At 71.4% G+C, this 13,833-nt stretch carries 10 protein-coding genes and 1 riboswitch; of the genes, 2 read left to right on the top strand and 8 right to left on the bottom strand.

The window, feature by feature from the left end; genetic code table 11:
• Positions 1–280: 280 nt before the first annotated feature.
• Positions 281–453: riboswitch (M-box (ykoK) riboswitch) on the bottom strand.
• A 106-nt stretch (positions 454–559) separates the two neighbouring features.
• The 7 genes from ACRAS8_RS01180 to ACRAS8_RS01150 form a co-directional block, all read right to left on the bottom strand.
• Complete coding sequence (locus ACRAS8_RS01180) at positions 560–2,473, bottom strand: ArnT family glycosyltransferase (protein ID WP_438483846.1); 1,914 nt, start codon at positions 2,471–2,473, stop codon at positions 560–562.
• Between the two features lie 50 nt (positions 2,474–2,523).
• Positions 2,524–3,564 carry an NlpC/P60 family protein gene (locus tag ACRAS8_RS01175; protein ID WP_438483845.1) on the bottom strand — a complete coding sequence of 347 codons (1,041 nt, stop codon included), beginning with the start codon at positions 3,562–3,564 and terminating at the stop codon, positions 2,524–2,526.
• Positions 3,565–3,613: 49 nt separating this feature from the next.
• Entirely contained in the window at positions 3,614–4,096 is a 483-nt protein-coding gene (locus ACRAS8_RS01170; RefSeq protein WP_438483844.1) for a poly-gamma-glutamate biosynthesis protein PgsC/CapC, read from the bottom strand.
• Positions 4,093–5,430 (bottom strand): poly-gamma-glutamate synthase PgsB, encoded by a 1,338-nt coding sequence (gene pgsB, locus ACRAS8_RS01165; protein ID WP_438483843.1) that lies wholly within the window; start codon positions 5,428–5,430, stop codon positions 4,093–4,095. The genes ACRAS8_RS01170 and pgsB overlap by 4 nt, the downstream gene beginning before the upstream one ends.
• A 1-nt stretch (position 5,431) precedes the next feature.
• Positions 5,432–7,762, bottom strand: coding sequence for a HAMP domain-containing protein (locus ACRAS8_RS01160; protein WP_438483842.1), 2,331 nt, complete (start codon positions 7,760–7,762; stop codon positions 5,432–5,434).
• A gap of 145 nt (positions 7,763–7,907) precedes the next feature.
• Positions 7,908–9,137: an alpha/beta hydrolase family protein gene (locus ACRAS8_RS01155; protein WP_438483841.1), complete on the bottom strand. Its 1,230-nt coding sequence runs from the start codon at positions 9,135–9,137 to the stop codon at positions 7,908–7,910.
• A 625-nt stretch (positions 9,138–9,762) separates the two neighbouring features.
• Positions 9,763–11,022 (bottom strand): L,D-transpeptidase, encoded by a 1,260-nt coding sequence (locus ACRAS8_RS01150; RefSeq protein ID WP_438483840.1) that lies wholly within the window; start codon positions 11,020–11,022, stop codon positions 9,763–9,765.
• 167 nt (positions 11,023–11,189) lie between these two features.
• On the opposite strand from ACRAS8_RS01150, the gene ACRAS8_RS01145 reads away from it, so the two are divergent.
• Positions 11,190–11,954, top strand: a complete 765-nt coding sequence (locus ACRAS8_RS01145) for a class I SAM-dependent methyltransferase (protein WP_438483839.1) — start codon at positions 11,190–11,192, stop codon at positions 11,952–11,954.
• Positions 11,955–11,987: 33 nt separating this feature from the next.
• On the opposite strand, the gene ACRAS8_RS01140 is transcribed toward ACRAS8_RS01145, so the two are convergent.
• Entirely contained in the window at positions 11,988–12,950 is a 963-nt protein-coding gene (locus tag ACRAS8_RS01140; RefSeq protein ID WP_438483838.1) for a helix-turn-helix transcriptional regulator, read from the bottom strand.
• Between the two features lie 94 nt (positions 12,951–13,044).
• Between ACRAS8_RS01140 and ACRAS8_RS01135 the strand changes: the two genes are divergently transcribed.
• Entirely contained in the window at positions 13,045–13,764 is a 720-nt protein-coding gene (locus tag ACRAS8_RS01135) for an NADPH-dependent F420 reductase (protein ID WP_438483837.1), read from the top strand.
• Positions 13,765–13,833 lie beyond the last annotated feature (69 nt).

The following is a 13,833-nucleotide window of genomic DNA, read 5'->3' as shown; positions in this document are numbered from 1 at the left end:
GTTGGGGGCATGCGGCGGCCATCCCCTCTGCGCGGGCGCGCAGGACGGCGGCCCGTCACGGCGGATGGCCGTACGGGGCGCAGGGTGCGAAGGTGAATCCGCGCAGGGGAGGTGGTTACCGCGTGCCGGAAGAGTGCGAGGACAGGCGGGGCAGGGGCCGACTATGGCCCGGACTACTGCAACTGCAATCCATGTCACTCGCCTCCTTCCGGTCGGGACGCGTCGCGTGCGCGTCGTCGTCGACTCGGCAAGGAGCGGACCGGCCCGCACGACTGCGGCCGGTTCACCCCAACTCGTCAGAGCTTTGGCACTGCACGGCGTAATCCACTGTGGGGGAAGCCACTTGGGGTCACCCCTTAGGCCGGGGAGACCTGTCCTGACCCTGGGCGTCTCTCGACGTCGTGGGGTCAGTGGCCTGTGTCCGTGCAGACGCCTCACCGAACGAGGTGCCTCTTCTTCAAACCTCTCCGAGTGTAGACCAATACTTGCGCAGGTGTGCAATCGTTTGGCGCACTCTTGACCGTCTGCCGAGCCGCTGGGGGCGCTGGGGCGCTGGGGGTCAGCCGCCTCGTCGAACGCAGTCGTAGAGGGTGAAGCTGCCGTCCGAGGCGCGGCCGTAGGCGGTCGGCGGGACGCGGGTGCAGTTGCTCTTCACCCAGGTCGTGGCCGGTGTGGACGGGCGGCGCGTGGTCAGCAGGGCGTAGCGCAGCCGGTGGGTGGAGACCAGGTCACGGAGCTGGCGTGGGGCCGGGTACGGGGTCAGGCCGGTGAAGCCGCCCATGACCAGCATGGGCTGCGAGGCCGCGCGCAGCAGGGGCTCGGCACCGTAGGCCGCCTGGGTGGCGAGCAGGTACTTCTCGCCGGAGCGGTGCCCGGAGAGGTAGCGCAGGAGCGCGGCGTCCCGGGCGGAGGGGGCGTCCAGGGGGTTGCGCGGGATCTTGGCCCGGCGGTGGAGCGCATCGTGGTAGCCGGGGCCGACCGGGCCGGCCAGCGGCTCGACCGGCGAGCCGGGGTACCGCGGATTCAGGCAGGAGGCGGCCCAGACGGCCGGGGCGAGCAGCGCCGATGCCAGGCAGGCCGCGAGGGCGCCGTGGACCGCCCGTCGCGCGGTCTGCGGACCGCTGGTCCACAGGCCGACGGCCCCGCACAGGCCGAGCATCAGGACCACCGGCAGCAGCCAGGGCGCGAAGTGACTGTGCGGGCCGTCGATCACCGCGGCCCACAACGCCGTGACGCCGACGGCGATGGGCAGCGCCGCCCGGCGTCGCCCGCCGGCGCGGTACTCGGCCCAGAAGACGGCGGTCCCGGCACCGGACAGCGCGGCGAGGGCCGGCGCCAGTACGGCAGTGTAGTAGCCGTGATTGCCGTTGGAGTTGCTGAAGACCACGATGTGCGTCAGCAGCCATCCGCCCCAGAGCAGAAAGCCCGCCCGTGACCCGTCGGTGCGTGGGTGACCGGCGCGCCACCACACGCCCAGAGCCAACGCCAGTGCGGCCGGCGGCAGGAGCCAGGCGATCTGCGGGCCCACGCTCTGGTTGACCAGCATGGTCCAACCGGTGTTGCCGGTGGTGCGGCTGGCGGCGGTGCCGGCGACGGCGCCCAGCGCGTGCGGGTCGTGGCCGAAGCGGCTCAGCCCGTTGTAGCCGAAGACCAGGGTGAAGGGGTTGTTGTTGGTGGTGCCGTCGAGGTACGGACGGTCCGTGGCGGGGGTCGCCCAGACCAGCAGGAGCCAGGAGCAGGAGACGACGAGGGCGGTGGTGCCGGCGAGCAGCAGCCGCCGGGCACGGTCCAGCCGGGAGCCCGGAGCGGCCAGTTGGTAGACGGCGGCGAAGACCGGCAGGACGAGCCATGCCTGGACCATCTTTGCCTGGAAGGCCAGTCCCACCCATGTCCCGCACAGGAGCAGCGGCCCCAACCTCCCGGTGGTGACGGACTTTTGCAGCGCCCCCGCCGCGAGGACCAGCAGCAGGACGAGGAGGGTGTCGGGGATGGTGTGCCGGTTGAGGGCGACGGTGATCGGGGTGAGGGCGAGGGCCAGCGCGGCGAGCAGCCCTGCCGTGGGGCCGGCCCAGGCACGGACGATCCGGTGCAGTGCCAGGACGGCGAGCACGCCCTCCAGGACCTGCGGCAGGACCGCCGCCCAGTTGTGCGGCCCGAGAAGCCGGACGGACAGGGCCTGCGGCCAGAGCGCACCGGGGATCTTGTCCACGGTGATCGAGCCGCTCGGGTCCAGCCCGCCGAAGACGAAGGCATGCCAGTCCGCGGCCATCGACCGCACGGCCGCGCTGTAGTACGGGTGCACCCCGGCACGGTCGATGCCCCAGGCGTAGAGCACCGCTGCGGTTGCCAGGATCAGCAGCAGCGCCGACGACTCCCGGCTGAGGACGGCCCGCCGGCAGCGCCTGGCGTGGACGGCCCGCGGGAGGCGGTGGCGGCGGTCGGTGGGGTCGTGAGCGGGGGAGGTGGTGGCCACGGTGGGGTCTCTCCGGGGGCGGGCTGGGGTGCGGGAGGAGTACGTCGGCTTCACAGGCGGCGGGCCATGCGCAGCCCCCGGGCGTAGAAGCCGTGGCCGTCGAGCGTCGCCCGGCCTGCCAGGTCGCCCATGGTGGGGCCGTTCGCCTGCGAGCGGCTGGAGTAGAAGCGCGGATGCCCGTCGTCGTCCGGCCCCAGGTACAGGCCGCAGTGGTCGATGGCGTGCGGTCGTCCGATGTCGATGGAGAAGAAGACCAGGTCGCCGGGGAGCAGGGGACCGAGGTCGGCGGGTGGCCGGCCGGTGTCCGGGATCAGCAGTACGCCGGGTGCCCGGGCGGCGATGGCGTAGGCCCGGCGGGGCAGGCCGGCCCCCGCGCCGTTGCTGGCGTGCAGGGGGTAGCCCATGCGGTAGCCCCAGACCAGGCGCATGAAGCCGGAGCAGTCCACATCCCCGTAGCGCTCCCGCTCCGGGTACCTGCGGGTGCCGTCCGGGAAGGTCCAGGGAACGCCGAGGTAGTCGTAGAAGTCGGACTTCTCGTCGCGTTGATGGAACGACCCCGGCGGCCGCCCGGGAACGTCCGGCCCGAAGTGGGCCCGGCCGGCGTAGCGCAGGCCCGACGCGGTATGCCGGTCGGGCGCCCCGTCGCCGTACTGGAAGGCCACGGCGAGGACGTCCGGACTGCGGTCGGCGAGGACCTTGGGAAACCACTCCCGGAACCAGCGGGTCTCTTCCCTGCCCTGGCGCCAGGCGCCGGGCATCAGCCGTACCCAGGCATCGCCGCGCACCACGGCGCCGGTGGTGCGCGGCTCGCTCCAGGTGCGGGCCGGGCCGGCCAGCACGGCGGTGCGGGCGCCGTCGGTGAAGGTGGCCAGCACCCGGCCGTCGGCGGCGCGCGCCACCGTGCGGGCGGGCGCGGTGCGCCGCTCGAAGCGGTAGCCGCCGGTCGGTACCTCGAAGTCGTCGTCCGGAGCGCCGCCGTGGGAACGGTGCCAGGCATATCCGCCGATCGCTCCCGCGGCGGCCAGGCCGACGGCGGAGCCGAGGATCTGACGGCGACTGGGCCTGCGGGGCGGAGTGGGCACGGTGCCCATGGTGACCTCCTCGACGTGCGGACGGGTGGGGTGGGCGCGGGCGGCCGGGTCAGCCGACGGGCAGCGCCCCCAGCAGCAACCCGGCCACCAGCACCACATACGTGCCCAGGGTGACCGCGGTGGTGGAGATCACGGTGGCCGCCAGCGGTTGCCGCACCAGCTGATAGGCGATCAGACCGGGCACGATGAAACCCAGGGTCTGCGCGGTGTAGAGCAGCGGGAACTCGTGCTGCAGCGCGAGCGCCACCGTGGTCTGCAACAGCACGGCGGCGAGCACCACGGCGGCGAACAGCCGCTTCCCGTAAAGGATCACATGACGCTGAAGGACCTTGGTCGCGAGAAGGGTGAGCGCGGTGACGCCGATCACCATCGCGGCCCGGGCCACATCGGTGACGAGGGTCAGCGCCAGCCAGCCGGGGGTGATCATGCCGCCCGGAGAGAGGTTGGTGGTCAGGTAGCAGATCAGGGAGAAGACCAGCCCGAGGGCGATTCCCAGTGCGGCGGTCTGCGGAGTGACGTCGACGGGGATCACGGCAGTTTCCTTGCGGGCTCGTACCGGCCTTCGGCAGGGGCGGAGGAGGTGAGGGGGACAGGCAGGCCGGGTGCCGGGGCGTTCAGCGACGCCACCCAGCTGTACGGCTCCGGCTCGGGCGCATGCGCCACCGGCAGCGGCTCGTCGGCGTCGTCCGGAGGCAGCTCGGCCAGGCGCTCCAGGAACAGTTCTCCCTGGCCGTGGATGTTGCCGATGGCCACCAGTGAGGAATCCGGGGCCACTTCGGCGAGGATCGCGCGGGTCAGCTCCGCCGCGTCGCGCCGCTCGCCACCCAGGTCCACCACCCGGCCCGACGACCAGTCCGGCGGGATGCCGTCGCGGGCGCTCTTGGTCGGATGCCCGATGAGGAAGACCGTCTCCGGGGCCAGGTCGGGCACGATCGCGCCCATCTGCCCGTTGCGTTCCACCCGGTCCGGACGGCAGTTGATCACCACGTTCAGCGGACGGCGGATCGCGTCGAGCTGCTCCAGCTGTCGGACGTTCATCAGCGTCGACTCGGGGTCGTTGGCGGCGAAGACATTGGCGAAACGTAGCCGCCGCCCGTCGGGGGTGCGGTAGCGCTCGACGGAGAGCACGCCCGGGTCCGGCGGCGCGTCCCACATACCGCGCAGTGCGGTGGCCCGGTCCACACCGAGCAACTCGGCCACCGCCAGCGCGATGGCGACGTTCTCCTTGAAGGTGAACCAGCTGAACCCGCGCAGTTCCTCGTCGGTGACCGACTCCGGATCGACCGTGATCAGCCGGCACCTCCGTTTGTCCGCCTCCTCCTTGAGGATCGGCAGCCGTTCCCGCTCCGCGGTGACACAGATCCCACCGACCGGCATCGAACGGGACAACGAGCGGGCCACATCGTCCAACGTCGGTCCCATCTCGTCGAGATGATCCTCGCGCACATTGCACAGCACGCCGATGGTGGAGCGGATCAGCTTCTCCTGGTTGATCTCCTGCAGTGCCGGCATCACCGCCATGCACTCGATCACCAGCGCGTCCGGCCGGTACGCCGCCGCGCGCCGCACGATGCCGATCTGCTCGACGACGTTGGCGATGCCCAACTTCCGGTACACGGGCTCCTCGGTGGCATCCGGGTGGATGAACCGGGCGGCGGTGCCGGTGGTCTTGGCCACGGTGACCAGACCGCCGCCGCGCAGCGCCCCCGCACACAGCCGGGTGATCGAGCTCTTGCCGCGGATGCCGTTGACCAGCACCCGCGCGGGGATCTGCGCCAGCGCGGCGTAGTGGCGCCGCTGTTCCAGCACGCCGGCGACCACCAGCGCGGCACAGGTCAGCAGCAGCACAACGTAGAGGAAGAGCACGTCAGTTGGTCCTTTGCTGCCATGGCGCGCGACCGCGCTGGGACGAGGGGGCACAGGCGGGCGCCACGTCGGATCCGGCGCCCCGGTCCCGTTCCACCAGCGCCTGCCGGAGCAGTTCCAGGTTGCGGGTGACCGAGCCGCACTCGTCGTGGTGGACCGGGTACAGCACCGTGCGACGGTCACCGCCGGCCAGCCGCTCCGCGCACCTGGTGAGGGCGCGCAGCGGCCTGGCCACGACGATGTGCAGCCAGATCAGACAGGCGACGCCCAGGGACAGGGCGAGCAGTCCGGCCAGCATGGTGCGTGCCTGGAGCTGATAGCCCGTCAGCTGAAGGTCGGCGGCGGCCTCGGCGGAGACCACCCGCCAGCCGAGCGCGGCCACCGGCCCGGTCCGCGCCAGTGGCGCGGCGGCCGCGACCGAAGGACCCCCGCCCGGCGCGGTCGCCGCGTCCAGGACGGCCGATGCCGGTCCGCCCGCGCTGCCGGGTGCCGCCTCGGTCCTGGCCACGAGACGGGTGAGGCCCCGGGTGGGAAGCGGCTGGAAGCCCCGGAAGTCGATATTCGCCGTGAGCACCCGGTGGCGCTCGTCGGTCAGCCACACCCTGCCCAGCCCCGGCCGTGCGACCACGTCGTTCAACGCGCTGACGGCGATCTCGGCGACCACCACGGCCGGCGCGGTGCCCACCTCGGCGTCCTTGGCCGCCGGAATCCGGGCGTAGGCGGCGATCGCGGGGTTCCTGCCGGACGTGGTGACCTGGGTGAGACCGTCGCCGGCCGGCACATGACCGAGGGCGCGCAGCGGCCGCCTGCCCGTCCGCAGCACGATCGCGCCGGCGCGGTTCAGCACGTACAGCGACCGGTACGTGGGATGGTCGGCGCGCTCCCGCCGCAGAATCTCCTCCGCTCTTTCCGGTGGCGCGCCGGCGAGGGCCGGTGCCACCGCCGCGAGGTCGGTACGGCTCCGGTCGAGGGACTGCCGGACCAGGTCGGCGGCGGCCTCGGTACGTGCCTGCTGGTCGGCGACGGCAGTCACCGGCACGGCCTGGTCGGCCGGTACCCGGTTGAACAGGAACAGCAGGGGCATCCCCCAAGCGGCGACCACCAGTGCGCAGACAAGGAGAACGGACCGAACCCCGAGGCGATAGCGCACCGCCCGCACGGGCTCCGGCCCTTCCTGGCCAAGGAGTTGACGACGTATCGACTCCAGCGCCAGACCGACCCTGCCGGGCTCACCGAACGCCGCGACCGGCACCGGCCGCGCCAGCTCGCCCCGTGCCGCGGATCTCTCGCCCCGTGCCGCGGACATGTCGCAGACACCCCCGGCCAGCCGGGCAGCGGACAGATGCAGCCGCAGCAGCGGACGCTGCACGGTGCCCCACAGCACCAGGGTGACCAGCACGGCGATCACCACCAACACACCCGCGGCAGCGAGGGCGAACGACATATGGCCGGCTCCGCCCTTCGCCGACGCCACCTCCCTGAACGTGACCACCGTCAGGCCCAGCCGGGAACTGTCGTCCTCGCCGCTGTCCTTGCCGCCGTCGTTCCTGTTGTCCTTGCCGTTCACCGCCGCGACCGAGGCCCACCCCGCGACCCGGCGCAACCCGTCGTGCTCGTCACCGAGCACACTGCCGGAGGTGTCGCCGGCGGATCGTCCGGCGTTGGCTGCCTCCACCACGGCAGCGGGCCGGGTGCCGTCCTCGGCGTCGGGCGTCGGTGCCGGGGCAGTGCCGGCGGCACCGGCGGTGGCGAGCACCTTTCCGTCCCCGTCCAGCAACTGACCGGTGCGCCCGCCTCCGTACACCACAGGCGCAGCGAGCTTCTCCGCTACGACCAGCAGGAGTTCACGCCCCGCAGGGGGGACGCTCACCCGGGCGAAGAGCAACAGCCGCGGTCCGGTACTTCCTGACGCGATCAGCCGGGGCGCGGGGTTCGCGGTGCCCGGCCGCAGCAGAGCCGCTGCATCCACACCGGACAGCGGCACCGCCGCACCGCTGGTCGCGAGGGGCCGGCCCGTGTGCGGGTCGAGCAGCACGCTGCCCAGCACCGCGGGGCCGGCAGGGGTGAGGGACCTCAGTACCGCCGCCGGAGCACTGCCGTCGGCCGGCCTGGCGGACGCCGCGGCACGGCGCACCGCCGTGGCTCCGGCGTCGATGGCGGCTCGGACCGAGGCCGCCGCGTCCTCGGCGATGCGTCGTTCCGCAACACGTACCGCCTGCGGGACTTCCTGGTCGTGGACGGTGCCGAGCGCGAGTGTGGGGAACGCGGCAACCGCCAGAAGTGCGCAGAGCAGAGCGGCGATCGGTGGGCGGACACCTCCGAGCAGAGGCATGTCGGCACGGCGTCGCGCACGGTGGGGACGGGGCGCGTGGGCTACCGGGGGCAGGGCAGAGTCCTCTCGGCACGTGGGGGATGCGGGGATAGGGCCGTGACATGCCGTCGCGCTGTGCGGTCGTCGGGGGCGGCGTTCGGCTGGTTCAGCGCACGAAGGCGACCTCTGGGTAGCGGTGCGAGGGGCCGTCGAGCAGGTGACTGTGCCGGTGCCGCAGGTGCTTGTCGAAGAAGGCCGCGAGATAGGTGCGTTGGATCTCGATGGCGCGGTTGGGGTCGATCGTGCCGAGGATCGGCACCAGTTGAGGCGGGGTCAACCCGTAGGCGCCCGGTGCCTGGGGGAAGAGGGCCTCGGCGTCGGTGAAGGAGTTGTGCTCGGCGCCGAGCAGCCTCAGGTCGAGCCGCTCGCCGTGCAGGTGTTTCCAGAACCGCGCCCAGCTCCCGTCGGTGTTGCGGTTGTGGTGTTGGGAACTGAACAGCAGGAAGGGGCGGTTGAGTGACTGGTGGACCTCCGGGCCGAAGAGCTGCCCGTCCAGGTCGGCGCCGGCGCGGATCCTGGAGTCCGCGTGCATGGCGGCCGGCACGGCTCCTCCGCCGAGGGAGGCGCCGAACATCCCGATACGGTGCGTGTCCACGGCGTGGGTCAGGCCGTGCGGGAGGGGGGCGTGCTCCACGTCCGGGTTGTGGCCGTGGGCGAGCGCGGTCAGCTGGTCGATGACGAAGCGGGTGTCCGCCGCCCGGACGGCGATCGTCCGGGACGCGTGCGTTCCCGGCGGCATGGTGTTCACCTCACGCCGCCCGCCCGGGAACAGCACCTCGGAGGCGTCGTGGGTGTGGTCGAGGGTGACGACCAGATACCCGCGGCTGGCCAGGTCCTGGACCAGCGCGGTCCCCGATGCCCGACTGCCGTGCAGCCCGGGCGAGTAGAGCACCACCGGCAGTTTGCCGGCCCGGCGGTCAACCGGGGCGCCGGTATGGCCGGCCGTGGTGGGCAGGGTCACCCCACCCGGCAGCACCTGCTGACTGCTCGGGAGACGCGCGGCGGGGTAGCGACCGGTGTGCGCGGCCGGATACCACAGCGAGACCATCAGCTCACGCGGCTGGTTGCCGGGCACCCACGGATCCGTGCGGGTCGAGTCGCGCAGGTGAAGGTCGACCGTGCCGACGCGATAGCGCCCGGTCGGGGCGGGGAGGGTCAGCTGGCCCGGGGCCGGCGGCGGTTCGATGGCCGCAGCCGTGGCCATGGGCGCACCGGCGGCCTTCCCCGCAGCGGTGGCAGGGCCGATGCCGGCTCCCAGGACGACGGCCAATGTCCCGGTGGTGCCGACGACCCGGGCGCGAAAACGCCTCTCGCGCCGTCGTGCGTGTTTCCCCATGGGCAGCTCTTCTCCCAGTCTTCTCCCGGACGACGAACGCCACCTGGCCGGCGATCGGTTGGCGCTCATCGTAATAGGTAATTCGCCGTGGTCAGCCCAAGGGCCTTTCCAATACGGAGAGTTCTCATTACTGCACAGTTGGTCCGGCTGGACTCCGATTGCCGCGTCACGTCCATGCGCGTGATTGCGCAGGAGAAGAAAAACCGGGAATTTTACTGTCGGTGCCGGGCCGCTCCACCCAGTGCGACGTAACGAATTGCGCAAACATGCCCAGGGTTAGGCAATCTGATGGTGCATCGAGGCAGCTGGGCGGGGCATATGTCCCTGTGCATTTCGCTGAACTCGCCAGTAGCCATGGCCGAGTTGGCGACCGGGTGTTTGAACAACCGGTGAAGATGCGGTACTAATTCCCTGCGGATCGCGGGCGGGAAACCCGACCAGGTGCCGGCGCTATTCGCCGTCGTGCGCCCTGTGCGCGGGGGGCGAGTGCGACCGGTGAGCATGCTCAGCGAAATTATCCGGTAACGCGGCGCACACGCCGGAGTCGCTCTATGCACGTTCAACCATTTCGAAACTCCGGGACGTCGAAACCCCGGGGACGCCGAAGCTCCGGGGACGGCACGGGTCACAATGCGCTGCCCGCCTGCCAGTCGGACCAGGAGAGGTTCCATCCGTTGAGACCGTTGTCCGGTTTCACGGTCTGCTCGGGCGAGTTCTTGACGATCACGACGTCGCCGGCGAGAGACTGCTCGAAGAACCACTTGGCCGGGGTGTCGCCCCCGCCGCCCTTGTGGTCCTGCAGGCCGATGCAGCCGTGGCTGGTGCCGGAGCGGCCGAAGACCGAAGGGCTGCTCCAGTAGTTGCCGTGGAGGAAGGTGCCGGTGGCCGACAGCCGCATCGCGTGCGGCACGTCCGGAATGTCGTAGGTGTTCCCGGGGTCGTTGAAGCCGACGGTCGAGCCGTTCATCCGGGTCTGGACGAGCTTCTCCGAGATCACCATCTGACCGTTGTAGGTCGGGTGCTTCGGGCTGCCGCCGGAGACCGGCAGGGACTTGACGGGTTTGCCGTCCCGGACCACCGTCATGGTCTGGGTGTTCAGGTCGACGGTGGAGACCTGGGACCGGCCGACGGTGAAGGTCACCGCCTTGGACTGCACGCCGGTGAGGCCCTCGCCGCCCTTCACACCGTCCAGGTCGATCTTCATCGTGACCGTGGAGCCGGCCTTCCAGTACTCCTGGGGACGGAAGTCCAGGCGCTTCGCACCGAACCAGTGCCCGACGACCTTCTGGCCGCTGCCGGCGGACACCGTGATGTGCGATTCGACATCCTTCCTGTTGCTGATCGGCTTGTCGAAGGTGAAGGACACCGGCATGCCGACGCCGACGGTCGTGCCGCCGTCGGGGGTGTAGGAGGCGGTGAAGCTGTTCTTCGCGGAGACCGTGGTGAAGGTGGACTTCTCGGCGGCCGAATGCCCCTTGCCGTCCTTGGCGTTGGCGACCAGCTGGTACCTGGTTCCGCGCTCCAACGGGACGGCGGGCTTCCAGGAGGTGCCGTCGCCGGCTATCGAGCCCTTGACCGTGACGCCGCTGTCCACCCGGACCAGCCGCACCTCGGTCAGTCTGCCGCCACTGACGCTGACACCGGTGTTGAGGCCGGCATCGGTGGCGCCGTCCCGCGCCGAGACCTTGATCTCGATACCCGACTTACCCGACGTGCCCGACGTGTTCTTGTCGGCCACCTCGTCGCCGCCCGACGCACCGCTCCCGTCACACGCGGACAGGACCAAGGCACCCACCGCGAGGAGAGCCGAGGCGGCGAGGACACCATGCCTGTGCCGGGGTCGCCGTGGCACAGGCACAGACACAGGGTGTTCCGACGCTGTCATGAGGAGCTCCGCAGGAGAGAGGGCCAGGACTGGGGATGTCGCCGGCCGACCGTACGGGCAACCCTTAAATGCGCCTCTTAGATCTCCAGACCGATCACGAGCGGCCGTGGGCTGTGGTCTCAATTGCGCCCTACTGCAGGGCGGTTGGGGTGGCTACGGTGCGGCGGGTGGCCAACTCATATACCGCGCTCTCGCAGTACTACGACCTCATCGTGGCCTCGGGCTACTACGACTACGGCGCCTACGACGCCTATGCGCGCACCCTGCTGGCACAGCTCGGTGACCACAGAGACGTCCTGGAGGTCGGCGTGGGAAGCGGGCTGGTCTGCGAACGTCTGCTGGAGCTGAGCGGGGCCCGTCTGCGGATCACCGGGATCGACGACACCGCCAGCATGATCGCCCAGGCGCGGGCCAGGCTCGGGCACCGCGTAGAGCTGATCCGGCACGACATCGCGGAGCTGACCGCGCTGCCGGCCTTCGACGCCGCCTACTCCGTCGCCCGTGTCTGGTACGAGGTAGAGGACGCGGCGGACACCGCGCTCTGCAGCCACCTCCCGGAGGAGAGCGACGACGTCCGGGCGCTGAAGAACCTCGCCGCCGCGGTCCGGCCGGGCGGTTCGCTGCTGCTCGCCGTCCAGCAGGGCCACCGGACCTTCCAACGGCCGCTGCCCGGAGGGCTGGTGTACACGCAGGAGATCCGCATGGCGGGCAGTACGGAGGGCGGTATGGAAGGTGGCACGGAGGGCGGTACCGAGGGCGATCGGTATGTGAAGGACTGCTTCGTCCGGCGGGCGGGCGAGGTGCTGGCGCACCAACGCCGCCGCTTCCGCGTCTACCCGCAGGACCGGGCCGACCAGCTGCTGGCGGAGTGCGGATTCCACTTCGAGGCGGGCACCGGTGACGGGCTGCTGCGACAGTACCTGCGTACGTAGCCGGCCGGTTGGCTGTGCCGGTGGTTGGCGGGGTCAGGCGCTGAGGGCGTGCAGGGTGCGGTGGGCGGTGGTGCGGAGGTGGGCGAGGACGTCGGGGTCGGCGTCGAGAGTGAAGTCGGCGTCCAGGCCGGCGAGGGTCTGGGCGATCCGGGGCAGGTGGTCGTCGGAGGCGTCCAGGCGGCAGGTGTGGTCGTCGAGCGGCCGCAGGCGGGTGCCGAGGCCGGGGGTACGGGCGCGTATCCGCTCTGCGGATGCCTGGACGGTGGCGATGGCGCGATAGCGGGTGGGGGCGGTGGAGAGCCGGGCGGCGACGAAGGCGGCGGGGTCGTCGCCCGGGACCGGGCGGGGCGGGACGCGTCGGCCGGTGGGCAGGGCGCCGGTGATGCGGTCGAGGCGGAAGAGGCGCCAGTCGTCCTTGTCGGTGTCGTGGGCGAGGAGGTACCACAGGTCGCCCGAGGCGACGAGGTGGCAGGGTTCGGCCCGGCGGCCCGTGGTGGTGCCGTGCCGGGTGGTGTAGTCGAAGGTGACGATCTCGTGATCGCGGCAGGCGACCGCGAGGGTGGCCATCAGCGCGGGATCGGCTCGCGGACCGCGGGTCACCCAGGCGATGCCGGTGGCGGCGCTCTGGAGGGCGGTGACCTGGCCGCGCAGGCGACGCGGGAGGACCTGTTCGAGCTTGGCCAGGGCGCGCAGGGCGGTTTCCTCGATGCCGGTCAGGCCGCCGGCGGCGGTGCGCAGGGCGATGGTGATGGCGACGGCCTCGTCATCGTCGAGGAGCAGCGGCGGCAGGTCGGTGCCGGCGGCGAGGCGGTAGCCGCCGGCGTGGCCGCGGGCGCTGTCGACGGGGTAACCGAGCTCGCGCAGGCGGTCGATGTCACGGCGGACCGTGCGCACGGTCACGGAGAGTCGCTCGGCGAGGTCGGCTCCGGACCATTCCCGCCGGGTCTGCAGCAGGGACAGCAACCGCAGCATGCGGGCGGTCATGTCGCTCGTCATGAATTCCATGATGCCTGCGTCAAAGGACACAGGCTGTCCTGAATGGCTTCTACCGTGGGTCACGTCCGCACGGAGCAAAACGGGAGGTTTCCCCATGAAGATCGCTGTTCTCGGTACCGGTGGCGGTGCCCGCTGCCACATCGCCAAGCTGCTGGAGCTCGGCCACGAGGTGGTGGTCGGCACCCGCGACGTGCAGGCCACGCTGGCCCGCACCGAGCCCGACATGATGGGCAACCCGCCCTTCAAGCAGTTTCTCGCCGATCACCCGGGCCTCACGCTGCTGTCCTTCGGCGAGGCCGCGGCCGCCGCCGACGAGCTGGTCATCAACGGCATCGACGGCCACAACGCGGTCGCGGCCCTGTCCGCCATCGACGACGCACTGGCGGGCAAGACGTTGATCGACTACGCCGTCCCGTTCGTCTACCAGCACCAGCCGGAGCACCCCTGGCCCACGCCGTGGGGCATCATGCCGAAGCTGGAGCCGGTGGACACCGACAGCCTCGGCGAGCAGATCCAGCGCGCCCTGCCCCGGACCAAGGTCGTGAAGTCCTTCGTCACCCAGGAGCAGAGCACCGTCGTCGACCCGGCCAGTGTCGGCGGCGGGGAACACACCATGTTCGTCGCCGGCGACCATGCCGACGCCAAGCGGCAGGCCACCGACCTGCTCAAGGAGTACGGCTGGACCGACATCCTCGACCTCGGCGCGCTGGTCTGCGCCCGCGGCATGGAGATGTACGCGCATATGCACTCCGCCATCGGCTTCGGCCTGGGCCAGCACTTCGGCGGCCACTTCGGCATCAAGGTCGTCCGCTGACCTGACCCCGGCGGCAGCCGGTCCGAACTGATGCCGGGGAAGCTGCTTCCGCGGCTTCCCCACCCCATC

It is taken from the genome of Streptomyces sp. S186, from assembly GCF_051603415.1.
Lineage (GTDB): Bacteria > Actinomycetota > Actinomycetes > Streptomycetales > Streptomycetaceae > Streptomyces.
The sequence above is the reverse complement of the archived record's forward strand: the minus strand, read 5'-3'. Positions and strand labels throughout refer to the sequence as shown.

Excerpts from the sequence above, each read along its gene's own strand:
- ACRAS8_RS01175 (WP_438483845.1), bottom strand. The coding sequence starts at position 3,564 with ATGGGCACCGTGCCCACTCCGCCCCGCAGGCCCAGTCGCCGTCAGATC.
- ACRAS8_RS01160 (WP_438483842.1), bottom strand. The coding sequence starts at position 7,762 with ATGCCTCTGCTCGGAGGTGTCCGCCCACCGATCGCCGCTCTGCTCTGC.
- ACRAS8_RS01155 (WP_438483841.1), bottom strand. The coding sequence starts at position 9,137 with ATGGGGAAACACGCACGACGGCGCGAGAGGCGTTTTCGCGCCCGGGTC.
- ACRAS8_RS01150 (WP_438483840.1), bottom strand. The coding sequence starts at position 11,022 with ATGACAGCGTCGGAACACCCTGTGTCTGTGCCTGTGCCACGGCGACCC.
- ACRAS8_RS01140 (WP_438483838.1), bottom strand. The coding sequence starts at position 12,950 with ATGACGAGCGACATGACCGCCCGCATGCTGCGGTTGCTGTCCCTGCTG.
- ACRAS8_RS01135 (WP_438483837.1), top strand. The coding sequence starts at position 13,045 with ATGAAGATCGCTGTTCTCGGTACCGGTGGCGGTGCCCGCTGCCACATC.